The organism is Halorubrum ejinorense (assembly GCF_039522565.1).
GTDB classification, from domain to species: Archaea; Halobacteriota; Halobacteria; order Halobacteriales; family Haloferacaceae; genus Halorubrum; species Halorubrum ejinorense.
Genome location: NZ_BAAADQ010000008.1, coordinates 50,061 through 74,163, shown reverse-complemented (window position 1 = coordinate 74,163; position 24,103 = coordinate 50,061). Strand labels below are relative to the sequence as shown.

The window sequence follows — 24,103 nt, the reverse complement described above, 5'->3', positions numbered from 1 at the left end:
CGGCGGCAGAATCATGGCTCCGAGCCTTCGCCGTCTGCTGGAACCGATGCTTAAGTTAACACGACCCGGACGGATCGGCGCCCGCGTCGGCCGCGGCGGGATGCGACGCGCTCGGCGGGGCGATCACGCCTCCGATCTCGAACTCGAAGCGGGGACGGAGTTCCTCGGGTGGGACCCGCGGTAGCGGGGCGCCGACCACCCGCCGGGCCGCCCGGAGGACCGACAGATTCGACACGCCCCGGCCCGTATCGCGCGTATGACCGACACGGAGACCGCGTCGGCGAACGGCATCGCGGCGCGGTACGAGGAGACCGACGGCGAGCGCCTGCTCACCTTCTCGCTGGACGGCCGCGAGGCGACCGTCGCGCAGAACGTCGAGGGGTACGCCATGCTGAAGGTCCGATCCGGACCGAACGGCGACGAACTGGAGCGGTACTACGGGTTCGACATGGCCCTCGACCACGCCGCCGAACTGCTCGGCGTGACCGTCCCCGACCTGCCGGTGCCGGACGGGGCCGCCGACATGGGAATGTAACCGGAACCCCGGCCGGAATCCGCGCGGGAACTGACCTCCCGACCGCTGCGGAATCGCGAGGCGGCCCCTCGCCGCGAGCCGGTACCGGCAACGAAACCCGGTACCCGGAACGCGAACCGAACCGCTTCGGCGGTACGCGGGGCTCCCACTACGAGCACGTCTCCGAGCGGTAGCGGTCGTCACGCGCCGATCGAAGGTCGTGTGACGGACGCCCGCTGCCGAAAATAAATAACTACAAAGCATCATAGCCGTAGCTGAATATTCTCCATAGCCATATCGACTTATGAACGGGACCGGTACGTGGAGTCACGATGGAACGAAGACAGGTTCTCCGCGGCACCGGGGCGGCGATCGGCGGATCGCTGCTCGCCGGCTGCGTCGGGGGCGGGGGCGAATCGGAGACCGTGACGGTCGACTACGCGTACTACAACCCGGTCAGCCTCGTGTTACGGGAGAAGGGCTGGCTCGAAGAGGCGTTCGCCGACACCGGCACCGACGTGGAGTGGGTGTTGAGCCTCGGGAGCAACCAGGCCAACGAGTACGCACAGAGCGGCGAGGCGGACGTCTCCTCGACGGCCGGCATCGCGGCGCTGATGGCTCGGACGAACGGCGTGCCGATCACGACGCCGTACGTCTACTCGGAGCCCGAGTGGACCGCGCTCGTCACGTTCGAGGAGACCGGGATCGAGTCGGTGGCCGACCTCGAAGGGCGGAGCGTCGCCGCGACCCGCGGCACCGACCCGTACTTCTTCCTGCTCCAAGCGCTCGAAGACGCCGGGCTGAGCGAGGCGGACGTCGAGGTCGTCAACCTCCAACACCCCGAGGGCCAGTCGGCGCTCGTCCAGGGGCAGGTGGACGCGTGGGCCGGGCTCGACCCCCACATGGCGGAGCTGGAGCTCGAACACGACGGCGCGGAGCTGTTCTTCCGCGAGCCCCGGTACAACACGTACGGCTTCCTCAACTTCCTCGACGGGTTCCTCGCGGACCGCACCGAGGACGCGCGGCGCGTGATCGAGGCGTACGAGCGCGGCCGCGAGTGGGCGATCGAGAACCCCGAGGAGACCGCGGGGATCCTCGCGGACGCCTCCGAGATGTCGGCGCCGGTCGCCGAGCGCGTGTTCACCCGGCGGACCGACCTCTCCCAGCCGATCCCGGGCGAGCCGCACCGCGAACTACTCGCAAACCTCTCGCCGATCCTCGAGAGCGAGGGACTCGTGACCGACGACGCCGACCCCGCCGACAACGTCGACGAGCTGATCGACTCCGAGTTCGCGAGCGAGGTCGTCTGAGATGGCGACCGACGCGCGGACCGAGTCGCGAACGGTCGGTCCGGTCGCGCTCCCCTCGGCGGAGCGCTTCCGGCCGCTGCTCGGGCTCGTCGTCCCGTCGGCGCTCGTCGTCGTCTGGCACCTCCTCGTCGCGAGCGGCACCATCGCCGCGTACCAGCTTCCGACCCCGGTGCGGGTGGGCGAGACCCTCTACGGGCTGGCCGCCTCGGGCGAGCTGTGGGGCCACGTCGCGATCACGCTCCAGCGCGTGATCTTCGGCGCCGGGCTCGGTATCGCGGTCGGCACCGTCCTCGGGACCGCCACGGGACTGTCGCGAACGGCGAGCGACCTGCTCGACCCGCTGTTACAGAGCCTGAAGAACATCCCCTCGCTGGCGTGGGTCCCGCTGTTCCTCCTCTGGTTCGGTATCGGTGAGAGCGCGAAGGTCCTGCTCATCGCGGTCGGCGCCTTCTTCCCGGTGTACCTCAACCTCTCGACGGGCATCGCGGCGGTCGACGAGGAGCTGTTGGAGGTCGCCGAGGTGTACGACCTCGGCCGCGTCGAGTCGCTGCGCCGGGTCGTCTTCCCGGCCGCGCTCCCGAGCCTCCTCGTCGGGATCCGCGGCGGCGTCGGACTGGCGTGGATGTTCGTCGTCGCCGCCGAACTGATCGCGGCGAGTCAGGGCGTCGGGTTCCTGTTGAGCGACGGCCGGACCCTCGCACGCCCCGACATCATCGTGGCGTCGATCCTGCTTTTCGCCTTCCTCGGTAACTGCTCCGACGTCGCCGTGAAGGAGGTGAGAGACCGTGTCGTCGGACGCTGACTCGGTCCTCGCCGTCGACGACCTGCGGAAGCGCTACGACGACACGGTCGCGCTCGACGGCGTCGACCTCTCGGTCGCGGACGGGGAGTTCGTCGCCGTCGTCGGCCCCTCCGGCTGCGGGAAGTCGACGCTGCTCCGCGTCCTCTCCGGGCTCGAAGCCGAGTTCGCCGGCCGCGTCGACGTCGACGGGACCGACGTCCGCGACGGCGGGAGCGACGCCGTCGGGATGGTGTTCCAGGAGCCGCGGCTGCTCGACTGGGCCGACGTCCGCGAGAACGTCGCGGTCGGGCTCCCGGCAGGCGTCGACCCGGAGAGCCCGGCGGCCCGCGAGCGCGTCGACGACCTGATAGAGACCGTCGGACTCGACGGGTTCGCGGAGAGCCGCCCGAACGAACTCTCCGGCGGGATGGCCCAGCGCGTGTCGCTCGCTCGGGGGCTGGCGTACGACCCCTCGGTGCTGCTGCTCGACGAGCCGTTCTCGGCGCTCGACCGGCTGACGAAGGCCGACCAGCAGGACCACCTGCTCGACGTCTGGGAGGCGCGCGGGACGACCGTCGTCCTCGTCACGCACGACGTGGAGGAGGCCGTCTACCTCGCGGACCGAGTCGTCGTGCTCGGCGGGCAGCCGGGGACGGTGGAGACGGTCGTCGGCGTCGACATCGAGCGCCCCCGCGAGCGGGCGGACTCGGACCTCGTCGCGCTCCGACGCGAGGTGACCGACGCGCTCGGTCGGTAGCGACGCCTCCCCCCGCCGACGGGGCTCTCGGTGCGGACCGGAACCAGACCACCGTGGGGCCGGACCGCCGCGGGTGTGCGTCACCGTGCGGACCGCTGACTCGCCCCGCGCGTGAACCGCCTGCCGCCCGCAGTCCGAACGAAACGAACGTCGAGGCCACTTATTAACTGACTTCCGAATCGGAATACTCGCCGGATCCCCGGTGTGTGTATTACCTCCTTAAGGTGTATTGACACCGGCGCAGTAGTGCGATTTACTGCTCGATCTCTTCCCCGCTCCGAACTGCCGGTCCGCCCCGATTTTGCGATCGTCCAAACCATTAAGTACTCGACCGACTTGTCGACAATCGATGACAGACATCACGGAGGCTTCGTCGGACACCCCGGCGGATCGAGTTCTTCCAGGGCACAATAGCTTCTAACGTCGATATAGGTCCTGTCAGGATCTTCGACACGACCCTGCGAGACGGAGAACAGTCACCACGGACTTCGTTCAGCTACGACGAGAAACGCCGCATAGCGGCGACGCTGGACGACATGAACACCCACGTCATCGAGGCGGGGTTCCCGGTCAACTCGGACGCGGAGTTCGAGGCCGTCAGCGACATCGCCGCCGCGACGGACACCACGGTCTGCGGGCTCGCCCGCGTCGTCGAGGGCGACATCGACGCCGCCATCGACTCCGGCGTCGAGATGGTCCACGTGTTCGTCTCCACCAGCGACGTTCAGCTGGAGGACTCGATGCACGCGACCCGGCAGGAGGCGAAACAGCGCGCCGTCGACGCCGTCGAGCAGGTGAAAGACGCCGGCGTCGAGTGCATGTTCTCGCCGATGGACGCCACGCGGACGGACCCGGAGTACCTGATCGACATCGTCGAGGCGGTCAGCGACGCCGGCACCGACTGGATCAACATCCCGGACACCTGCGGCGTCGGGATGCCGACCAGCTTCGGACAGACGGTGAACGCCGTCGTCGAGGCGACCGACGCCCGCGTCGACGTCCACACGCACGACGACTTCGGCATGGCCGCGGCCAACGCCGTCATGGGCTTCGAGAACGGCGCCGAGCAGGCGCAGGTGTCGGTCAACGGGATCGGCGAGCGCGCCGGCAACGCCGCCTACGAGGAGGTCGTGATGGCCGTCGAGTCGGTGTACGGCGTCGACACCGGCATCGACACGACCCAGATCACCAAGCTGGCCCGGATCGTCGAGGAGGCGTCGGACATCCCGGTCCCGGCGAACAAGCCCGTCACCGGGCGGAACGCGTTCGCCCACGAGTCGGGCATCCACGCCGCCGGCGTCATCGAGAACGCGGACACCTTCGAGACGGGCGTGATGACCCCGGAGATGGTGGGCGCCGAACGCGAGTTCGTGCTGGGCAAACACACCGGCACTCACAGCGTGCGCAAGCACCTGGTGGAGGCCGGCTTCGACCCGACGGACAGCGAGGTCCGGCGCATCACCAAGCGGGTCAAGGAGTACGGCGCCGGCAAGCGGCAGGTCACCGCCGGCGACGTCGAGCGGTTCGCCGAGGAGGCGGGCATCGCGCGTGAGGAGGAGGTCAGGGTCTGATGGCGCTCGCCTCGACCGGGGGGCCCGCCGAGCGACCGCGCGGGCGGTCGCGGGAGGGCGACGACCGCCGGTCCCTCCGGCGGCGCGGTAGCCGTCGGTGGGGGACGTGCCGCGTTCCCCGACAGGAATTTATACCCTGGCTGCGATGTCAAGACAGAGATGCGACGGCACGTCACGGTCGCGGCGTCCGCGGACGTTTCCGTAGCCGTCGCGCCGATTATTGTAGGGGTCTAACCCCCTACATCACCCCTTCTCCACCGACGCGACGCACCGCCGAACGCCGGCGGCCGGACCGTTCCCGCCGACGGGAGTACCGCTTCCGACGCGAGATCGTCGGTCCCGCCCGTCCGGCGTTCACAGCGACCGACACCACGACTCCCCAGATGCCACACCGCACACACCCACGACAATGAGCGACACAGCAGCACCGCCCCGATCCGACGCCGAGGAATCGGACGGCTCGTCGACCGACGCGACCGCGACGGACGACCGGTCCGAACAGGAGGACGGACGGGCCACCGACCCCGTCTCGACCGGCGCCGAGTCGGTCGTCGCCGCCCTCGAAGCCGCGGGCGCGAAGACCGCCTTCGGCGTCCAGGGCGGCGCGATCATGCCGGTCTACGACGCCCTGTACGACTCTTCGATCCGCCACGTGACGATGGCCCACGAGCAGGGCGCGGCCCACGCCGCCGACGCGTACGGCGTCGTCGCCGGCGAGCCGGGGCTCTGTATGGCCACGTCCGGGCCGGGGGCGACGAACCTCGTCACCGGCATCGCCGACGCCGACATGGACTCGGACGCGATGTTGGCGCTCACCGGACAGGTCCCCACGGAGTTCGTCGGCAACGACGCGTTCCAGGAGACGGACACGGTCGGCGTCACCCGCCCCATCACGAAGCACAACTACTTCGCCGGCGGCGCGGACACCGTCGGCGACACCGTCGGCGAGGCGTTCGAGCTATCGCGGGCCGGACGCCCCGGACCGACGCTCGTCGACCTCCCGAAGGACGTCACGCAAGACGAGACCGACCGGACGCCCGGGCCCGCGTCGCCGCCGGCGGGGAGCGACCCCGATCCGAACGCCGACGCCGAGGCCGTCGAGGCGGCGGCGCGCGCCATCGAGTCCGCCGAACGACCCGTCTGCCTGTTCGGCGGCGGCGTCGTCAAGGCCGACGCGAGCGACGAGGCGCGGACGTTCGCCCGGAGCTACGACATCCCGGTGACGACGACGATGCCGGGAATCGGCTCGTTCCCCGAAGACGACGACCTGTGTCTGTCGTGGGGCGGGATGCACGGCACCGGCTACGCGAACCTGGCGATCACCCACACCGACTGTCTGATCGCCGTCGGCACCCGGTTCGACGACCGGCTCACCGGGGGGATCGACACGTTCGCGCCGGAGGCGGAGGTCATCCACGTCGACATCGACCCCGCGGAGATCAGCAAGAACGTCCACGCCGACTACCCGCTCATCGGCGACGCCGGCCGCGTGTTAGACCAGCTGACCGCCGCCGTCCGCTCGGGCCCCGACACCGAGGCGTGGCGCGAGCGGTGCGCGGAGTGGAAGGAGACGTACCCGCTCACGTACGCGACGCCGGACGACGAGCCGCTGAAACCGCAGTTCGTCGTCGAGGCGTTCGACGAGGCGACCGACGACGACACCATCGTGACGACCGGCGTCGGCCAACACCAGATGTGGGCCTCCCAGTTCTGGACGTACACGGAGCCGCGCACGTGGGTCTCCTCTCACGGGCTCGGAACGATGGGCTACGGCGTGCCGGCCGCGGTCGGCGCGCGCGTCGCCGCCGACACGATGGGCGAGCCCGACCGCGACGTGGTGTGTTTCGACGGCGACGGCTCCTTCCTGATGACGATGCAGGAGCTGTCCGTCGCGGTCCGCGAGGAGCTCGACGTCACGATCGCAGTGCTCAACAACGAGTACATCGGGATGGTGCGACAGTGGCAGGACGCCTTCTACGAGGGCCGACACATGGCCTCCGAGTACGGCTGGATGCCCGAGTTCGACAAGCTCGCCGAGGCGTTCGGCGCGCTCGGCCTGCGCGTCGACGACTACGACGAGGTCGCGCCCGCGGTCGAGGAGGCGCTCGACTACGACGGGCCCGCGGTGATCGACTTCCACGTCGACCCCGCGGAGAACGTCCTGCCCATGGTGCCGAGCGGCGGCGCGAACGGGAAGTTCGCCACCGCGGAGGACCAGCTATGAGCGGCGATTCGCCAGCCTCCGGCGACGAGCGGACCGGCGTGCCCGACGCGGACCCTCGCCCCCTCCCGGGCGAACAGCCGGGCCCCGGCGAGCGCGATCACCCCGCGGGGCGCCGGAACCTCGAAGGGATCCGGATCGACCCCGTCGTCGAGGCCGAACACGAGTCGCGACGCGCGGTCATCTCGGCGCTGGTCGAGGACGAACCGGGCGTGCTCGCGCGCGTCTCCGGGCTCGTCTCGCGGCGCCAGTTCAACATCGAGAGCCTGACCGTCGGGCCGACGACCGTCGAGGGCCACTCGCGGATCACGATGGTCGTCGAGGAGACGGACCCCGGCATCGACCAGATCGAAAAGCAGATGGCGAAGCTGAAGCCGGTCATCTCGGTCGGCGAGGTCGCCGGCGACGCCGTCACCTCCGAGCTGGTCCTGTTGAAGGTCGAGGCGGACGACCCGGCCGCGGTCCACGCGGTCACGGACATGTACGACGGCGAGACCGTCGACGCCGGTCCGGAGACGATCACGGTCGAACTCACCGGCGACAAGACCAGCATCGACAACGCGATCGGCGCCTTCGACCGGTTCGGGATCGTCGAGATCGCGCGGACGGGGCCGACCGCCCTCGCGCGCGGCAACACCCCCACGGCGCCCGGAGAGAAACCCGGAACGGCCGGCGAACCGACCACGCACGACGACTGACGCGGTTTCACGACACAACAATCACCATGACCGAAGACGACACGCAGACGTTCGATTCGACAGTATACTACGACGACGACGCGGACGAGGAGGCGATCGCCCACGAGACGGTCGCCGTCCTCGGCTACGGCTCGCAGGGCCACGCTCACGCGCAGAACCTCTCGGACAGCGGGGTCGACGTGATCGTCGGCCTCCGCGAGGACAGCTCCTCGCGGGCCGCCGCCGAGAGCGACGGGCTCCGCGTCGAGACCCCCGCCGACGCGGCGGCCGAGGCCGACATCGTGAGCGTGCTCGTGCCCGACACCGTCCAGCCGGACGTGTACGAGAACGCGGTGGAACCGAACCTCGACGCGGGCGACACGCTGCAGTTCGCCCACGGGTTCAACATCCACTACAACCAGATCCAGCCGCCCGAGGACGTCGACGTGACGATGGTCGCGCCGAAGTCGCCGGGCCACCTCGTCCGCCGGAACTACGAGAACGACCAGGGGACGCCCGGCCTGCTCGCGGTGTACCAGGACGCGACCGGCGACGCACGCGACCAGGGGCTCGCGTACGCGGCCGCGATCGGCTGTACCCGCGCCGGCGTCGTCGAGACGTCGTTCCGCGAGGAGACCGAGACAGACCTGTTCGGCGAGCAGGCCGTCCTCTGCGGGGGCGTCACCTCGCTCGTGAAACAGGGGTACGAGACGCTCGTCGACGCCGGCTACTCCCCGGAGATGGCGTACTTCGAGTGTCTCAACGAGCTCAAGCTCATCGTCGACCTGATGTACGAGGGCGGGCTCGGCGAGATGTGGGACTCCGTCTCCGACACCGCGGAGTACGGCGGGCTCACGCAGGGCGACGTCGTCGTCGACGAACACGCCCGCGAGAACATGGAAGAAGTCTTAGAGAAGGTTCAGAACGGGCAGTTCGCCCGCGAGTGGATCGCCGAGAACCAGGCGGGGCGGCCCTCCTACACGCAGCTCCGGAACGCCGAGAAGAACCACGAGATCGAGGCCGTCGGCGACGAGCTGCGCGGCCTGTTCGCGTGGGAGGAGTCGGCCGAAGACGACGAGGAAGAGTCGGCAGAGGTGACCGCCTGATGAGCGAGGGGACGCTGTACGACAAGGTGTGGGACCGACACAAGGTGACGGAGCTGCCGAACGGGCAGGACCAGCTGTTCATCGGGCTCCACCTCGTCCACGAGGTGACGAGTCCGCAGGCGTTCGGCATGCTGCGCGAGCGCGAACTCGACGTGGCGTACCCGGACCAGACGTTCGCGACGACGGACCACATCGCGCCCACCGAGGCCGACAAGCGCGAGCGCCCCCTCGCCGACGACCAGGCCGAGGAGATGCTCTCCGCGCTCGAACGCAACGTGAGCGACAGCGGGATCACGTTCTTCGGCTTCGAGTCCGGCAAGCAGGGGATCACCCACGTCGTCGCGCCCGAGCTGGGGCTCTCTCAGCCCGGGATGACCGTCGCCTGCGGGGACAGCCACACCGCGACCCACGGCGCGTTCGGCTCCATCGGCGTCGGCATCGGGACCAGCCAGATCCGCGACGTGCTCGCGACCGGCTGTATCGCGGCGGACAAACAGAAGGTCCGCCGGGTCGACGTCGAGGGCGAACTCGGCGAGGGCGTCTACGCGAAGGACGTGATCCTGAAAGTGATTCAGGACCTCGGCGTCGACGGCGGCGTCGGGCACGTCTACGAGTACGGCGGCCCCGCCATCGAGGCGCTCGACATGGAGGGTCGGCTCGCGGTGTGTAACATGTCCATCGAGGGCGGCGCCCGCGCCGGCTACATCAACCCCGACGAGACCACCTACGAGTACCTGCGAGGCCGCGAGTACGTCCCCGAGGGCGAGGCGTTCGAGGAGCGGAAGGCGTACTGGGAGTCGATCAGCTCCGACGCGGACGCCGAGTACGACGACGTGGTCACCGTCGACGCCGACGGGCTCGACCCGCTCGTCACCTGGGGGATCAACCCCGGACAGGTGATCGAGATCTCGGAGCCGGTCCCGCACCCGGACGACTTCGAGGCGCGGACCGACCGCGAGGCGGCCGAGCAGGCGCTCGATCACATGGAGATCGAGGCCGGCCAGTCGATGCTCGGCTACGACGTCGACGTGGCGTTCCTCGGCACCTGTACGAACGGCCGCCTCTCGGACTTCGAGGAGGCGGCGAAGATCCTGGAGGGGAACACGGTCGACGAGGGCGTCCGCGCGCTGGCCGTTCCCGGCTCCGAGACCGTGCGCCAGCAGTGCGAGGAGCGCGGCATCGACGAGACGTTCATCAACGCCGGCTTCCAGTGGCGCCGCGCCGGCTGCTCGATGTGCCTCGCCATGAACGACGACGCCCTGGAGGGCGACGAGGTCTGCGCCTCGTCGTCGAACCGGAACTTCATCGGCCGACAGGGGTCGAAGGACGGCCGCACCGTCCTGATGAGCCCCGCGATGGTCGCGGCCGCGGCCGTCGAGGGCGAGGTCGCCGACGCGCGCGAGTACCTCGAAGACGGGCCGACCGGCGGCGCCGGCGGCGTCGAGGAGGTGGCGGACTGATGGCTCCCGACGCCGACCCGGGCGCCGATCAGCACATCACCGACGTCTCCGGCACGGGCGTGCCGATCCCCGGCGACGACGTCGACACCGACCAGATCCTGCCGGCGAAGTTCATGAAGGAGGTCACGTTCGACAACATGGCGGACTACCTCTTCTACGACGCCCGGCGGGACGACGACGGCGAGTTCAACGACCACCCCCTCAACCGCTTCGAGGGCGCGTCGATCGCGGTCGTCAACTCCAACTTCGGCTGCGGCTCTTCCCGGGAGCACGCGCCACAGGCGATGATGCGCTGGGGCATCGACGGCGTCGTCGGCGAGTCCTACGCCGAGATCTTCCGCGACAACTGTAAGTCGCTCGGCATCCCGGCGGTCACGACGGACCACGAGGCGGTCGTCGAACTCCAGGAGTGGATCGAGGCCAACCCCGACGGCGACATCGAGGTCGACGTCGAGGGCGAGACCGTCACCTACGGCGACACGGTCATCGACGTCGACGTCGACGACGCGATGCGGGAGGCCTTAGTCGAGGGGATCTGGGACACCACCGCCCTGATGTACTCGAACCGGAGCAAGGTCGACGAGACGGTCGCCGACCTGCCGTACGTCGAGGGGGACGACTGACCCGGATGACCGACGAGATCGTCGTCATCGAGGGCGACGGTATCGGCCGAGAGGTCGTGCCGGCGGCCGTCGAGGTCCTGTCGGCGTTCGAGTTCGACTTCGAGTTCGTCACGGCCGAGGCCGGCGACGCGACGAGGGACGCGACCGGCGACGCGCTCCCGGACGCGACGTACGAGCGCGTCGCCGACGCGGACGCGACGCTGTTCGGCGCGGCCGGCGAGACGGCCGCCGACGTGATCTTGCCGCTCCGCAAGGCGGTCGACTCGTTCGTCAACGTCCGGCCCGCGACGGCGTACCCCGGCGTCGACGCGCTCCGGCCGGAGACGGACGTGGTCTTCCTCCGCGAGAACACCGAGGGCGTCTACTCGGGCCACGAGGACCGGCTCAGCGACGACCTCTCGACGCTGACGCGCGTCGTCACCTCGTCGGCGTCGAGAGAGCTCGCGGAGTACGCCTGCGAGTTCGTCGAGGACGGCCGGGGGCCGGCGGGTGACCCCGACGAGGGGTTCACCGTGGCCCACAAGGCGAACGTGATGCGCGAGACGGACGGCCGCTTCCGCGAGGAGGTGCTGGCTGTCGCCGACGAGCGGGGCGTCGACGCCGACGAGGAGCTGATGGACGCCTTCGCGACGAAGCTCCCGCTCGACCCGACCCAGTACGGCGTGGTCGTCTGTCCGAACCTCGCGGGCGACGTGCTCTCCGACCTGGCCGCCGGTCTCGTCGGCGGGCTCGGACTGCTCCCCTCCGCGAACGTCGGCCACGACAACGCGCTGTTCGAGCCGGTACACGGCACCGCGCCCGACATCGCGGGCGAGGGGGTCGCGAACCCCACGGCCGCCATCCTCTCGGCGGCCATGCTGTTGGAGTACCTCGGTCACGCCGGGGCGGCCGACCGCGTCCGCGAGGCGGTGGAAACCGTCCTCGCAGAGGGACCGCGCACCGGCGACCTCGGCGGCGAGGCGACGACCGAGGAGGTCACCGCGGCCGTCGTCGACCGGCTGTAAGGCGCCTTCTCGCCCGACTTCTCCCCGACCGACGGTCCGTCCGCGACCGCGAGCGGATCACAAGACAAGAAACCCTGCGTCCCCTCGGGCCGGGTATGAGCAACTACTCGGTCGCGATGGAAGCCGCCTGGTTGGTTCGAGACGTCGAGGAGACCGACGACGCCATCGGCGTCGCGGTCAGCGAAGCCGGCAAGCGACTCAACGAGACGGACAAGCAGTACGTCGAGGTAGAACCCGGCGTCACCGGCTGTCCGGCCTGCGGCGAGCCGTTCGACGCCGCGTTCCTCGCGGCGAACACGGCGCTCGTGGGGCTCCTCTTGGAGATCGATATCTTCAACGCCGACAGCGAGGAGCACGCGGAGCGGATCGCGAAAAGCGAGGTCGGCGGCGCGCTCCGCGACGTGCCGCTCGAAGTCATCGAGATCATCGAGACGGAGGCCGACGAGGACGAGGACGCGGAGCGATAAGCGCGACCTCTCTCCTTCTGCCTCTCACCCGAGTCACTCCGTGTCGCTCGGCGGAAGCGCCCGGACGGCGTCGAAACCTTTTCTAATAACCCAAGGTAATGAGCCGGTATGGAACTGCCGACGCCACAGGACCTCCGCGAGCGCCGGACCGGGTTGGACCTGACGCAGAGCGAGCTCGCCGACGCCGCAGACGTCTCGCAGCCACTCATCGCGCGCATCGAGGGCGGCGACGTCGACCCGCGGCTCTCCACGCTCCGTCGGATCGTCAACGCCCTCCAGGAGGCCGAGGGGAAGGTCGTCCGCGCGACCGACCTGATGAACGAGACCGTGATCAGCGTCGCGCCGGACGACGCCGTGAGCGAGGCGGTCGAACTGATGGAGGCCGAGGCGTACTCACAACTGCCCGTCCTCCAGAACGGCGTGCCGGTCGGCTCGATCAGTCAGGGTGACGTCATCCACGCCGGCGAGAACGTCGGAAACCACCCCGTGAGCGAGGTGATGAGCGAGTCGTTCCCGACGGTCGCGCCGTCGGCGACGGTCGACGAGGTCCGCAACCTCCTCGACCACTACAAGGCCGTGATGGTCACCGACGGCGGGGAGACCGTCGGGATCATCACGGAGGCGGACATCGCGGCCCACGTGTCGTAAATCGGGCACGCGACCGAGCGCGATCGAACGGTACGGCGGTCCCAGCTCCGTTCGACTACTCCTTCCGCGACTCGGAGAGCCGCTCCCAGATCTCCGTACAGCCCGCGCCGTCTCGGACACCGTCGAGGTGAGCGGTGTCCTCGTCGCGTTCCGCCGCCTCTCCGTCTCGCTCCGCGTCGTCCTGTTCCGGACAGTCTCGCTCCGCGTCGTCGCCGTCCGCGGAGCCGCCGCCCCCGGCGGGGTCGTCTCCGGCCGTCGGCGTCTCCGAGTCGGTCATCGATAGGAAAGAAGCGGTCGTCGGCATTAAGCGGCCGCACGACTGCGCGTCTCTCCGGGGCTCCCCGATGGACGCGAGTCTCTCCGCTATCGCGGACGCGGGCTCAAAGCGCCAGTCCGCGGATCGCGACCGTCGCTTCGCCGTCGTCTCCGCCGCTCCCCTCGGACGCCTCGACGCGCCCGATGACGCGCCCGTCGGTGGCCTCGGCGAGGGCGGCCGCGCGGTCGGGGTCGACGGCGGCGACGAAGCCGGTCCCCATGTTGAACGTGCGGTACATCTCCTCGTCGGAGACGTTCCCCTCCGTCTGAACGAACTCGAAGACAGGCTGGGGGTCGAACGCGTCGTCGATCACGTAGCGGTGGGCGCCGAGCCGTTCGAGGTTCGTCCAGCCGCCGCCCGTCACGTGAGCCGCGCCGCGAACGCCGTGCTCCCGCATCGGGTCGAGCAGGTCCGTGTATATCGCGGTCGGTTCGAGCAGCGCCTCGCCGACCGTCTCGTACCCGTCGAACGGGCACGGATCGGTGTACTCGTGGTCGCGCGTGGCGGCCTCGCGCGCCAGCGTGAGTCCGTTCGAGTGAATGCCCGACGAGCGCCAGCCGACCAGCGCGTCGCCCGGTTCGGCCCGCCCGTCGAACACGCCGTCCTTCCGGGCGAGTCCGGCGCAGGTCCCCGCCAGGTCGAGCCCGCGGATTACGTCGGGCATCACCGCGGTCTCGCCGCCGACGAGCTCCATGTCGGCGAGTTCGGCGCCGCGGGCGAGCCCCTCGCCGACCTGCTCGGCGAACCGCTCGTCCGGCTCGTCGACCGCGAGGTAGTCGACGAACGCGACGGGGCGGACCCCGGCCGCGACGAGGTCGTTGACGTTCATCGCGATGCAGTCGATCCCGACGGTGGAGTAGTCGCCGAGCGCCTCCGCGACGAGGAGCTTGGTCCCGACCCCGTCCGTCGCGAGCGCGAGGTACCGGTCGCCGATGTCGAGCAGGCCGGCGTACTCGCTCCCGGAGCCCTCCGCCTCGGTGTCCGCACCGACCGCGCCGATCAGCGCCGCGGTCGCGGCCTCGCTCGCGTCGATGTCGACGCCCGCGTCCGCGTAGGTGAGTTCGTCGTCGTCGGCCGGTCCACCGTCGTCGCCCCCGTCGCCCTCGGTCATGTGTGTGGAGCCACGCCCGCGGAGCAAAAACGCACCGTTCGCCGCGGCGGCGAGGCGGGTCTCGTCGCGCCCGTCGTCGCCGCGGCGGCCCGCGCTCGGTCGCCCTCAGAACGGGCCGCCGAAGCCGAGCCCGAGGACGAAGACGAGGCCGACGGCGAGCACCAGCGAGGGGACGAAGACGGCGGCCCACACCGCCTTGTTCCAGTCCATCACCGTCTGCCCGTCGAGGGGGCCGTACGGGATCAGATTGAACGCGGCGAGGAAGGCGTTGATCGCGATGCCGCGCGAGCCGAGGACCGTCACGAGGTCGCTGCCGACGACGCCGCCGAGGACGAACAGCGGGGCGAACGCGACCATCAGCCCGAGGTTCACCGCCGGTCCGGCCAGCGCGATGTGGCCGTGCTCGCGCGGCGTCAGGCGGCCGCGGTGGTGGACGGCGCCGGGCGCGGCGAAGATGAAGCCTAAAAGCGAGCTCATCACGGCGAGGAACAGCATGCTGTTGTCCGCCCGGAACTCGGCGACCTGGTCGTAGTGGACCGCGACGACCTTGTGTGCGACCTCGTGGAGGAGGAAAGCGACCCCGGCGGTCGCGAGCGCGACGAACAGCGGGGCGACCACGCCCGCGTCGACGATCCGGCCGATGCCGCTCGCGCCGTTGACGAAGAACAGCATGAACGCCACGCCGAGCGCGAGCCACGCGACGAGGAGGTCCCTGATCTCGGTGCCGCTGAAGTACAGCCCCGCGATCCGCCGGCCGCTGAACGCCGAGTCCGCGCTCATGCGATCCCACCTACGACGCCGCGAATAAGTCGGGCACCGTTAGCGGCGCCGTCGACGAGCAGTCGGCCGACGTCCTCGACGCCGCCCACCTCGGCGCCGAACATCGCCGGGATGACGTACGCCGCGAAGAGGAAGCTCGCGACGATGCTCCCGACGTTCGTCATCGCGACGACGACGATGAGCCGGAACAGGGGCACGTCGAGCATCGCGGACACGAGGTCCGTGACCGACCGGCTCTCGTCGGCGAGGAGCTCGTTGAGCGCACCGATGTCGGCGACGTTCACGGTCAGGGTGCGGAGTTCGACGTAGCCGGTGAACCACCCCGGAGCGAGCAGCGGGTTGATCGAGGTCATCCACGCGACGGCGCCGCCGACGCCGGCCGAGAGCCAGCGGGCGCCGGCGACCTTCGCGAACGCGAACGCGAAGACGCCGTTGATGAGGAACCACGCGCCGAACAGCCGGAGCAGGAACGCGTCGCCGGCCCCGCCGAGCGCCAGCAGGAGGAAGAAGCCGACGAACCCGACCGTGATCGCGTAGCCGATGGCCTTCTTCCACGGGAGCCCGCGCCCGGACTCCTCGCCGACGAGGTCGTCCATCGCCGGGAGGGTCGCGGGGTCCGCGAGGTACCCTTCGATCCCGGCCCGGTGTCCGGCGCCGACGACGGCGACCACGTCGTAGCCGGCGTCGCGGAGGGCGACGAGCCGGTGCGCGATGAACGCGTCGCGCTCGTCGATGAGCGCCTCCGCGCCGCCGGGAGAGAACTGCCGGAACTCCTCCATCATCATCGTCACCACGTCGGTGTCGGTGAGGTCGGCGGCGTCGAGCTCCTCGATCCCGCCGGCCTCGACGTCCACCTCGCCGCCGGTGAGCGCGCCCACCGCGACCGCGAGGACGGCGCCGACGACCAGTCCGAGCCCGATCCCGAGCCCGAAGCCGCCGATTGCCGTCACGGCGAAGCCGCCGAGGTACGTCGAGACGAGTCCGTCGACGGCGCCCGTGACCGCGGCGGCGACGCCGAGGGCTAGGCCGGTTCCGCTCGCCGCGTAGAGGCGCTGGTCCGGGGAGAGCACGAGCGTCCCGACCTGATCGACGAGGATGCCGGTGACGAGCGCGACGAGAACGCCGCTGGCGACGCTCGTCAGTACGGCGCTCGTGATCCCGACGGCCCCGCCGAAGAGCCCGATCGCCGGCCCCGCGAGGATACCGACGATGAGCCCGCCGATCACGCCGGCGACCCGCGGGTCGCTGACGCCGAACGCCAGTCCGCCAACGAGCCGGAGCTTCTCGGTGATCGTCATGCGCGCCCAGAACCGCTGGATCGTGGTCTGGATGTCGCGGTCGACCAAGGCCACGTCGATGCCGAGCGACTCGGCGACGTCGACGGCGGCTTTCATGTCGGCGCCGGGCTCGATGTCGAACCGCTCGCCGAGTTGAGTCTGGACGTACGAGAGCATCCAGTACGCGAGGAACTGGAACACGGTGTTCCCCTTGAGCAGGTCGCCCGCGTCGAGGTCGTCCGGAGTCTCGCCGTTGAGCTGTCTGTAGCGCCCCTCGTCGAGTTCGACGGCGACGACGTCGGGCCGTTCCCGCTCGATCGTCTCCTCGACCTCGTCGACGGAGTCCTCCGACACGTGCGCGGTCCCGACGACCGTGACGCTCCCGTCGCCGTCGTCGGGGTTCCGACGCGGCTCCTCGGCGACGCCGCCGTCGGTCCGCCGGGATCGGTCGGTCGACGGGGGTGCCTCGTCGTCGCTCCCCCGTGACGTCTCTGTCATCACCCGACGTACTCGGTCACCGCGTTTAGGGTTTGTGAGTCGGTGTCGAAACCGCTCCCGCGGCGCGACCGACGCACGTTCCCAGCGATCCAACAGGTTTGTATTCTCACGCGACCCATCGGCTCGTATGTCCCGGCTGTTGCCCTCCCTGCCGGACGCGAGCCCCGAGGAGCGCGAGCCGCGGGTCGTCGGCGTCGACGACGACGAGGCCGACGACCTCATCGCCGCCCTCGGATCCGAGACGTCGCGCGACATCCTCTCGACGCTCCACGACCGCCCGGCGACGAAGTCCGAGATCGCCGACGAGGTCGACACCTCGCTCCAGAACGTTCAGTACCACCTCTCGCGGCTCGACGAGGCCGACCTCGTCGACGTCGTCGACACCGCCTACTCCGAGAAGGGCCGCGAGATGGACGTGTACGCCGCGGCGGACGAACCGCTCGTGTTATTCGCGGGCGGCTCCGAGGAGTCGACCGGGATCAAGACCGCGCTCATGCGGCTGCTCGGCGGCTACGGGATCATCGGACTCGCCGCGGTCGCGGCGCAGCGGCTCCTCTCCGTCGGCTCGCTCGCCCAGCGCGGCGGCGGCGGCGACGTCGGCGCGGCGAGCACGGAGGGGCCCACGACCGAGAGCACAGGGGGCGCCGGCGACGCGGCCGACGGCGCGGTCGAACTCGTCGGCGACCCCCTCGCGGAGTACGCCGTCTCGCTGGTCGAGCCCGGCGTCGTCTTCTTCCTCGGCGCCGCGCTCGTGTTCACCGTCGCGTGGGCGTACTGGTACCGGTCGTCGAGCGGGTAGCGGGCGCGTCGCCCGGGGGTCGAGCGGTCGCTCGCGGCGGGCGTGGGACAGCTATTCAAGCCGCCGTCACCACGTCCACGTATGGAACACGAAGCCGAGGTCGTCGGGGTCGGTGCGGGTTCAGCGCCGAGCGGCGAGGTCCCGGCGGTGATCCTCTCGGCGCGCGGCGAGTACGTCCCGATCTTCGTCAGCGGCGACCAGGCCCGGTCGATCGGCATGGCCTTAGAGGGCGAGCCGTTCGACCGACCGCTCACCCACGACCTCCTCGTGGACATCCTGACCGAGTTCGGCGGCGCCATCGACCGCGTCCGCGTCGACGACCTCCGGGACGGCACCTTCTACGCGAAGGTCGACGCCGAGCGGTACGAGGACGGCGAGCCGGATCAGTTCGTCTTCGACGCCCGCCCCTCCGACGCGCTCGCGCTCGCGGTGCGCGTCGACTGCCCCATCGTCGTGACCGACGAAGTGATAGACGAGGCGGGTCGCCCGCCGGACTCGGTCCGGTTCAACGACGACCCCGAAGGGCGCTGAGCCGGCGGTAACGAAGCCGGCCGTTCAAGTCGTCGCGCCGCCCACGAGGGGCATGGACGAGACGGCCACGCTCGCCTCCTCGCACACCGAGATGACGGAGATGCTCCTCCCGAACGACACGAACAACCTCGGCCGCGCGCTCGGGGGCGCCGTGTTACACTGGATGGACATCTGCGGCGCCATCGCCGGAATGCGCTTCTCGAACCGGCAGGTGGTCACCGCCTCGATGGACCACGTCGATTTCATCGCCCCCATCGAGATGGGCGAAGTCGCCATCATCGAGGGGTACGTGTTCAACACCGGCCGGACGAGCGTCGACGTGAAAGTCGACGTGCGCGCCGAAAACCCCCGCACCGACGAGACGCGTCGCACGACCACGTCGTACTTCACGTTCGTCGCGCTCGACGACGACGGCCGCCCGACGCCGGTCCCCGGGCTCGAGTGCCCGACCGAGGACGAGCGGGTGCTCCGCGACGACGCCCTCGACGGCCGCGAGGACCAACTGCGACAGGTCGTCGACCGGTACGACCTCTGACCGGAGAACGGACCGTCACTCCTCGGACCCGGCGACGACCTCGACGGTCGCCTCGGGCGCCGCCGACGCCGCGACCGCCGCCTCGTGCGCCGCCTCCGCACGCGCGGCCAACTCGTCGCGGTCGTCGCCGGCGGCGAGGTGGCTCGGACAGCCGCAGTCGGAGGCGCCGAAGCCGGCGACCGGTCCGGCCGGGAGCCGCTCCGCGACCGCACACTCCACGTCGACCCCGACGCTCCGCACGACGCGGTCGATCCGCGCGTCGGGGTGGCCGAGCAGGTAGTCGACGTGCCAGTGGCGGACGTCGTGCTCACCGCGGGCGGTCCGTCGGTGTCTGTCGACCCGCGAGAAGCCGCCGGCGCCGAGCGCGCTCCCGGTGTACGCGTACGCGCCCGCCGGCAGGTCGCGGTCGCCGAGCGCGCCGACCGACAGGCTCGCGTCCGAAGCGAGGTCGACGACGAGCGTGTAGCTCCCGCCCGGGGCGTCGCTCATCGGTCGATCACCGGTCGGCTCACCGCTCCCTTCACGACAGCGCGGTCGGCGCCTCGGACGCGGCCGACCGCAGCGACGCCACGAGCTCGCCCGCCTCGTCGTCGAGCCGGTAGGTGTCGTGGACGTCGGCCGGGTCGCGGCCGCGGCCGGACAGCGCGCCGACGACGCCGGCGATCGCGTCGTAGTTCTCGCGGACGAGCCCGCCGACGATCCCAGGGGTTCCGGCGCGGTCAGCCAGCTCCTCGGCGGCCGACCGGCCGGCGTACACCCGCCGCTCGACGGGGTCGACGAACACCATCGCGAACGGGCGCGAGCCGAACTGCGCGTCGAGGAACGGCCCGACCGGGTCGGCCTCCCACGGGACCGCGACGACCCCGTCGAGCTTCCGGAGCGCGACCGCCGCCATCGAGCAGTACGGGCAGTCGCCGTCGAATATCAACACCGGAGCGTCCGCCCCGTCCGGGTCGGTAGTCATGTCGAACAATACGGTCCCCATCGGCTTAAGCGGCCGGCCGAGGAGTAGTTCGAAAGGCGGGATCCGCTCAGTACGGGTGCCGATGTCGAACTAGTTCGAGCGGCCGCGTCAGTGCGAGTGGCCGAATCAGCGCGAGCGGCCGCGTCAGTGCGAGTGGCCGAGCGCGTCCTCCAGCGACTGCCCGAAGCGCTCCTCGAACAGCTCCGCGGCCGTCTCGCTCATCTCCTCGATGTCCTCGGGCACGTCGCCCTCGCTGTGGTGAACGATCACGTGCGCCTGCTGTGCCATCGCCTGGACGACCACGTCGGAGACGACGGCGGTCGACGGCTCTCCCTGTTCGCTGAGCACGTCGACGAGGCCGGCGGGCAGTTCGAAGGACTCTTCGTCACCGTCGGGACCGGTGACCGTGTAGGTCTCTGTGTCTCCCATACGCGTCAGTCGCGGCCGCGACATAAGGGTCTGTGGAAACCGGACGCGAGACGCGGCTCCGCGGGCGCCTCGGGACCCAGTTCGGAGGTTCCCGTGGCTATCCGTGCGCGGAGACGGCGTTCACCGAGAACCCGGAGACGGCGATGCTCGCGAGGTACACCGCGATGGCCGTGACCACGATCGATCCGCCGGAGGGGAGCCCGAGACCGATCGAGACGACGAAGCCGCCGATCACCGCCAGCTGTCCGAAGATCACCGCGAGGTACATCGTCTCGCGGAAGCTGCGGGCGAGCTGCGACGCGGCTGCGACGGGCACGACCAACATCGCGGCGACGAGGATGACGCCGAGCACCTGCATCGCGCCGACGACGACGACCGCGGTCAACACCACGAGCAGGGTGTTGTAGCCGGTGACGTTCAGCTGTGCGACCCGCGCCGCCTGTTCGTCGAACGTGATGAACAGCAGCTGTTTGTACGTCATCGCCACGCCCGCGACGACGAGGATCGAGAGCGCGCCCATCAGGCGAGCCCCCTCCGCCGTGACCACCGCGAGGTTCCCGAACAGGTACCCCTCGATGTTGATCGCCGTCAGCCCGCGCCCGTAGCTGACGATCAGGGTGCCGACCGCGAAGCTCCCGCTGAGCATGATCGCGATGGGGACGTCGCCGTAGGCGTCGGTGCGCTCGGTGAGCCACTGGACGGCGAGCGCCCCGGCGATCGCGACGACGAGCGCGACGAGCAGAAGCGAGCTGTCCCACCCGGTCGACGCGTTGACGAGGATGCCGATCGCGACCCCGGCGAACGCCGTGTGCGCGAGCGTCTCCCCGATCAGCGCCATCTCTCGGTGAACGAGGAACGAACCGACGAGCGGCGCGACGACGCCGACGAGCACGCCGACCGCCATCGACTGCCACATGACCGGGTGCCGGAACACGTTCGTCCCGAACGCGGCGTCCATCCCCCGCCCGAGCGACCGGAACGCGTCGTACAGACCGCTCGCGACCGGGAGATCCTGCGCCCAGTAGAGCAGGAGGAAGCCGATCATTCCGGCCGCGACGACTCCCGTGAGTCCGATCCCGGCGAGCTCGATCCGTCGGCGGGTCCCGCGGTCGGGGCGGTCGAGCGCCGGCCCCTCGGCGGAGTTTCCCCCGTCCCCGTCCGTTGTCGTGGTCCCGCTCATCAGTGGTGGTGGTGGACGACCTGTCCGGTGGTGCCGTACGCCTCCGCGAGGGCGTCGCTCTCGACGAACGACTCGGTGTCACCGTGGTGGTACAGTTCGGTGTTGATACAGGCGATACGGTCCGCGCGGTCGGTGACGACGCCGATGTCGTGTTCGATGAGGATGATGGTGATACCGTCGTCGTTGAGCTCGTCGAGGAGGGCGTAGAAGGCGTCGCGCGACTCGGCGTCGACGCCGACGGTCGGCTCGTCGAGCGCGAGCAGGTCCGCGTCGCTCGCGAGGGCGCGGGCGATGTACGCCCGCTGCTTCTGCCCGCCCGACAGCTCGGAGACGAGGCGGTCGGCGAGGTCGCCGATACCGACCGTCCGGATCGCGTCGGCGACGGCGGCGCGGTCCGCCTCGGAGAGCCGCCCCCGGCCGGCGTGCGCGAACCGACCCATGGTGACGCACTCGCGAACCGTGACCGGCATGGCACCGCCCCGGCTCGTCGCCTTCTGGGAGACGTAGCCGATCCGACCGCCGTCGTCGAAGTCGTCGATCGGCCGACCGAACAGCTCGACCGTCCCGGCGTCCGGTTCGTGGAGGCCGAGCATGAGGTGAAGCAGCGTCGTCTTCCCGGAGCCGTTCGGGCCGACGAGGCCGAGGAAATCGCCCTCCTCGACCGTCAGAGAGACGTCGCTCACGGCGACCGTGTCGCCGTAGGCGAACGTCACACCGTCGAGGTCGACAACTGCGCTCACTGCGTGTGCCCGACGTGGGTCGCCCGCACGTTTAGCTCTTTTAGTCCGCCGTCGCCCCGCCCGCCACGTTGCCGGCGCGGCGCCGCACGGCTCGCCGTCGACGCGTTCGGTGCTCCGATCACTTGAGGCCGAACGCCCGCTCGAAGGCGGGCACGTTGATCTCGGTCATCTGTTCGAGGTAGCCGTAGTCTGCGTCGTTCCACTCCTCGGTCGTTCCGCCGGCCGGAGTGACCGCCCTCGTCTCCGTCGCGTCGCTGTTCTCGACTATCGTCTCGGCGAGCGTCGTCGACTCGAACCGGTCGTAGAGGACCGTGTCGATCCCCTCGGAGTTCACCAGTTCGATGGTGTCTGCGATCTCGCTCTGGCTCGGCTCGTTCTGCGGGGAGACGCCGACCGGCGAGTGGAGCCGGAACCCGTAGCGCGCCTCCAGGTACTGGAAGGAGTTGTGGCCCGCGATGACCGCCACGTCCCGGTCCGCGCTCTCGGCGATCGACTGAAATGCGGAGTCGACCGCGTCGAGCTCCTCGGCGTACGCGGCCGCGTTGTCGGCGTAGGCGTCGGCGTTTTCGGGGTCGGCCTCGCCGAGCCCGGTCGCGATGGTCTCGACCATCGTCGCCGCGAAGACCGGATCGACCCAGACGTGCGGGTCGTGCTGGCGGTCGTCGTCGTGACCGTCTTCGCCGCTCTCCTCGTCGTGACCGTCTTCGCCGCTCTCTTCGTCGTGCGAGTGGTCCCAGTCGAGGAGGTCGTCCTCGACGCCGGCGAGCGCGTCGACCACCGCGACGGAGTCGTAGTCGGCCTCGAGCGTCTCGGCGAGGTCCTGGGCCCACGCGAACTCGGGACTGTCGAGGTAGACGAACGCGTCCGTCGAGGCGACCTCCGCGGCGAGGGTCCCGTCCGGCGTCCAGCCGTGTCCCAGCCGACCGACCTCGACCGGGTCCTCGAAGCTCGCGCGGTCGGCCGCGACCTCGTTCGCCCAGTCGGTGAGCGTGAAGAAGGCGGTGTACCCGCCGTCGAACCCCGCGGAACCGCCGTCCGGGGCGCTCGAACACCCGGCGAGCGAAGCCGCCGCCCCGGCGGCCACCAGTCCGGCCCCGCGCTTCAGTACCGACCGCCGTGAGTGAGTCATACCTCCCTCTACCGCCGGTTAATAGAAAAAAGTTATTATTTCACAACTACAGATTAATAATAGGCTGCTCGAAAGCGGGGCGGATTAACAACTCGGCTCCGGAACCGGGGCCGCCGCCTCCGGATCACTCGGTGAGGTCGACGACGGTCGCGTCCGCGAGCTCGGCGAGCGTCTCAGGGTCGACCGCGAACACCGCGCTCGGCGTTCCCGCGGCGCCGTAGACGGTGTCGCACTCGGTGAGCGTCGGGTCGAAGACGGTCGGGAGCGCGGCGTCGTGACACAGCGGCGGAACGCCACCGATGCTCCACCCGACGACCTCGCGGATCCGCGCCGGGTCGGCCATCTCGACCTCGGCCGCTTCGAAGTGGGCCGCGACCGCGTCCAGGTCGAGCCGATTTGCGCCGCTCGTGATCGCGGCGACGAGACCGTCGGAAGAATCCTGACCGCCGGAGAGCGACACGACGATCGTCGACGCGATCGCGGCCGTTTCACAGCCGACAGCGTCGGCCGCCGCGGCCGCCGTCTCCGTGCCCGCCTCGAACTCTACCACGTCGGGCTCGAGGCCGTGACGTTCCCTCGCTCGCTCCGCGAACTCCGCGGCGCGTGGATGCATACTCACCGAGCCGCGTCCCGCCGGTATAAAGCCCCCGGAGCCGGTGAAACTGCGCCGTAAGT

28 protein-coding genes are annotated in these 24,103 nt (G+C 70.2%); 17 read left to right on the top strand and 11 right to left on the bottom strand.

The genetic code is table 11. The features are described from left to right. The 14 genes from ABDZ89_RS08920 to ABDZ89_RS08855 all read left to right on the top strand — a co-directional run. A partial coding sequence (locus tag ABDZ89_RS08920; RefSeq protein WP_343778367.1) for a hypothetical protein occupies window positions 1–184 on the top strand: 184 nt, incomplete at its 5' end. A gap of 72 nt (window positions 185–256) precedes the next feature. Beyond that, the gene (locus ABDZ89_RS08915; protein ID WP_343778365.1) at window positions 257–535 is read left to right on the top strand and encodes a DUF7111 family protein; all 279 of its coding nucleotides are present in this window, start codon (window positions 257–259) and stop codon (window positions 533–535) included. A 311-nt stretch (window positions 536–846) separates the two neighbouring features. After that, entirely contained in the window at window positions 847–1,824 is a 978-nt protein-coding gene (locus ABDZ89_RS08910) for an aliphatic sulfonate ABC transporter substrate-binding protein (RefSeq protein WP_343778363.1), read from the top strand. A 1-nt stretch (window position 1,825) separates the two neighbouring features. Next, window positions 1,826–2,626: an ABC transporter permease gene (locus ABDZ89_RS08905; RefSeq protein WP_343778362.1), complete on the top strand. Its 801-nt coding sequence runs from the start codon at window positions 1,826–1,828 to the stop codon at window positions 2,624–2,626. Continuing rightward, a complete protein-coding gene (locus ABDZ89_RS08900; RefSeq protein ID WP_343778360.1) occupies window positions 2,610–3,362 on the top strand; it encodes an ABC transporter ATP-binding protein in 753 nt (250 codons plus the stop codon). The genes ABDZ89_RS08905 and ABDZ89_RS08900 overlap by 17 nt, the downstream gene beginning before the upstream one ends. 389 nt (window positions 3,363–3,751) lie before the next feature. Beyond that, on the top strand, window positions 3,752–4,933 hold the full coding sequence (locus ABDZ89_RS08895; RefSeq protein WP_425544608.1) for a LeuA family protein: 1,182 nt from the start codon (window positions 3,752–3,754) through the stop codon (window positions 4,931–4,933). 409 nt (window positions 4,934–5,342) lie between these two features. After that, window positions 5,343–7,157 carry a biosynthetic-type acetolactate synthase large subunit gene (gene ilvB, locus ABDZ89_RS08890; RefSeq protein WP_343778358.1) on the top strand — a complete coding sequence of 605 codons (1,815 nt, stop codon included), beginning with the start codon at window positions 5,343–5,345 and terminating at the stop codon, window positions 7,155–7,157. Beyond that, window positions 7,154–7,852: an acetolactate synthase small subunit gene (gene ilvN, locus ABDZ89_RS08885; RefSeq protein WP_343778356.1), complete on the top strand. Its 699-nt coding sequence runs from the start codon at window positions 7,154–7,156 to the stop codon at window positions 7,850–7,852. Before ilvB ends, ilvN begins: the two co-directional genes overlap by 4 nt. Before the next feature lie 26 nt (window positions 7,853–7,878). Further along, window positions 7,879–8,937 carry a ketol-acid reductoisomerase gene (ilvC, locus tag ABDZ89_RS08880; protein WP_343778355.1) on the top strand — a complete coding sequence of 353 codons (1,059 nt, stop codon included), beginning with the start codon at window positions 7,879–7,881 and terminating at the stop codon, window positions 8,935–8,937. Next, window positions 8,937–10,397 (top strand): 3-isopropylmalate dehydratase large subunit, encoded by a 1,461-nt coding sequence (gene leuC, locus ABDZ89_RS08875; RefSeq protein ID WP_343778353.1) that lies wholly within the window; start codon window positions 8,937–8,939, stop codon window positions 10,395–10,397. The genes ilvC and leuC overlap by 1 nt, the downstream gene beginning before the upstream one ends. Next, window positions 10,397–11,020, top strand: a complete 624-nt coding sequence (gene leuD / locus ABDZ89_RS08870) for a 3-isopropylmalate dehydratase small subunit (RefSeq protein ID WP_343778352.1) — start codon at window positions 10,397–10,399, stop codon at window positions 11,018–11,020. The genes leuC and leuD overlap by 1 nt, the downstream gene beginning before the upstream one ends. 5 nt (window positions 11,021–11,025) lie before the next feature. After that, window positions 11,026–12,024 carry an isocitrate/isopropylmalate dehydrogenase family protein gene (locus ABDZ89_RS08865; RefSeq protein WP_343778350.1) on the top strand — a complete coding sequence of 333 codons (999 nt, stop codon included), beginning with the start codon at window positions 11,026–11,028 and terminating at the stop codon, window positions 12,022–12,024. 95 nt (window positions 12,025–12,119) lie between these two features. Continuing rightward, a complete protein-coding gene (locus ABDZ89_RS08860; RefSeq protein ID WP_343778348.1) occupies window positions 12,120–12,491 on the top strand; it encodes a DUF555 domain-containing protein in 372 nt (123 codons plus the stop codon). Window positions 12,492–12,599: 108 nt separating this feature from the next. Next, window positions 12,600–13,139 carry a CBS domain-containing protein gene (locus ABDZ89_RS08855; protein ID WP_343778346.1) on the top strand — a complete coding sequence of 180 codons (540 nt, stop codon included), beginning with the start codon at window positions 12,600–12,602 and terminating at the stop codon, window positions 13,137–13,139. 55 nt (window positions 13,140–13,194) lie between these two features. Here ABDZ89_RS08855 and ABDZ89_RS08850 read toward each other — a convergent pair whose 3' ends face one another. From ABDZ89_RS08850 to ABDZ89_RS08835, 4 genes are all read right to left on the bottom strand, one after another. Next, window positions 13,195–13,416 (bottom strand): hypothetical protein, encoded by a 222-nt coding sequence (locus ABDZ89_RS08850; protein WP_343778345.1) that lies wholly within the window; start codon window positions 13,414–13,416, stop codon window positions 13,195–13,197. Between the two features lie 103 nt (window positions 13,417–13,519). Then, window positions 13,520–14,566: a phosphoribosylformylglycinamidine cyclo-ligase gene (purM, locus tag ABDZ89_RS08845; RefSeq protein WP_343778343.1), complete on the bottom strand. Its 1,047-nt coding sequence runs from the start codon at window positions 14,564–14,566 to the stop codon at window positions 13,520–13,522. Window positions 14,567–14,671: 105 nt separating this feature from the next. Continuing rightward, a complete protein-coding gene (locus ABDZ89_RS08840) occupies window positions 14,672–15,346 on the bottom strand; it encodes a metalloprotease (RefSeq protein WP_343778342.1) in 675 nt (224 codons plus the stop codon). Further along, window positions 15,343–17,121, bottom strand: coding sequence for a TraB/GumN family protein (locus ABDZ89_RS08835; protein ID WP_343778341.1), 1,779 nt, complete (start codon window positions 17,119–17,121; stop codon window positions 15,343–15,345). The genes ABDZ89_RS08840 and ABDZ89_RS08835 overlap by 4 nt, the downstream gene beginning before the upstream one ends. Before the next feature lie 127 nt (window positions 17,122–17,248). On the opposite strand from ABDZ89_RS08835, the gene ABDZ89_RS08830 reads away from it, so the two are divergent. From ABDZ89_RS08830 to ABDZ89_RS08820, 3 genes are all read left to right on the top strand, one after another. After that, window positions 17,249–17,920 (top strand): ArsR/SmtB family transcription factor, encoded by a 672-nt coding sequence (locus tag ABDZ89_RS08830; protein ID WP_343778339.1) that lies wholly within the window; start codon window positions 17,249–17,251, stop codon window positions 17,918–17,920. Window positions 17,921–18,001: 81 nt separating this feature from the next. After that, complete coding sequence (locus tag ABDZ89_RS08825; RefSeq protein ID WP_343778338.1) at window positions 18,002–18,451, top strand: bifunctional nuclease family protein; 450 nt, start codon at window positions 18,002–18,004, stop codon at window positions 18,449–18,451. A 52-nt stretch (window positions 18,452–18,503) separates the two neighbouring features. Beyond that, complete coding sequence (locus ABDZ89_RS08820) at window positions 18,504–18,986, top strand: acyl-CoA thioesterase (RefSeq protein ID WP_343778336.1); 483 nt, start codon at window positions 18,504–18,506, stop codon at window positions 18,984–18,986. Window positions 18,987–19,001: 15 nt separating this feature from the next. Here the strand turns inward: ABDZ89_RS08820 and ABDZ89_RS08815 are convergent, their stop codons facing one another. The 7 genes from ABDZ89_RS08815 to ABDZ89_RS08785 all read right to left on the bottom strand — a co-directional run bounded on the left by ABDZ89_RS08815 (window position 19,002) and on the right by ABDZ89_RS08785 (window position 24,041). Further along, window positions 19,002–19,475 carry a GIY-YIG nuclease family protein gene (locus ABDZ89_RS08815; RefSeq protein WP_343778335.1) on the bottom strand — a complete coding sequence of 158 codons (474 nt, stop codon included), beginning with the start codon at window positions 19,473–19,475 and terminating at the stop codon, window positions 19,002–19,004. 31 nt (window positions 19,476–19,506) lie between these two features. Further along, a complete protein-coding gene (locus ABDZ89_RS08810) occupies window positions 19,507–19,950 on the bottom strand; it encodes a thiol-disulfide oxidoreductase DCC family protein (protein WP_343778334.1) in 444 nt (147 codons plus the stop codon). 144 nt (window positions 19,951–20,094) lie between these two features. Further along, window positions 20,095–20,379 carry a DUF7545 family protein gene (locus ABDZ89_RS08805; protein WP_343778333.1) on the bottom strand — a complete coding sequence of 95 codons (285 nt, stop codon included), beginning with the start codon at window positions 20,377–20,379 and terminating at the stop codon, window positions 20,095–20,097. Between the two features lie 97 nt (window positions 20,380–20,476). Further along, the gene (locus ABDZ89_RS08800) at window positions 20,477–21,559 is read right to left on the bottom strand and encodes a metal ABC transporter permease (protein WP_343778332.1); all 1,083 of its coding nucleotides are present in this window, start codon (window positions 21,557–21,559) and stop codon (window positions 20,477–20,479) included. Continuing rightward, window positions 21,559–22,299 (bottom strand): metal ABC transporter ATP-binding protein, encoded by a 741-nt coding sequence (locus tag ABDZ89_RS08795; protein WP_343778330.1) that lies wholly within the window; start codon window positions 22,297–22,299, stop codon window positions 21,559–21,561. Before ABDZ89_RS08795 ends, ABDZ89_RS08800 begins: the two co-directional genes overlap by 1 nt. A gap of 118 nt (window positions 22,300–22,417) precedes the next feature. After that, window positions 22,418–23,428 carry a metal ABC transporter solute-binding protein, Zn/Mn family gene (locus ABDZ89_RS08790; RefSeq protein WP_343778329.1) on the bottom strand — a complete coding sequence of 337 codons (1,011 nt, stop codon included), beginning with the start codon at window positions 23,426–23,428 and terminating at the stop codon, window positions 22,418–22,420. A gap of 124 nt (window positions 23,429–23,552) precedes the next feature. Then, the gene (locus ABDZ89_RS08785; protein WP_343778328.1) at window positions 23,553–24,041 is read right to left on the bottom strand and encodes a YbaK/EbsC family protein; all 489 of its coding nucleotides are present in this window, start codon (window positions 24,039–24,041) and stop codon (window positions 23,553–23,555) included. Window positions 24,042–24,103 lie beyond the last annotated feature (62 nt).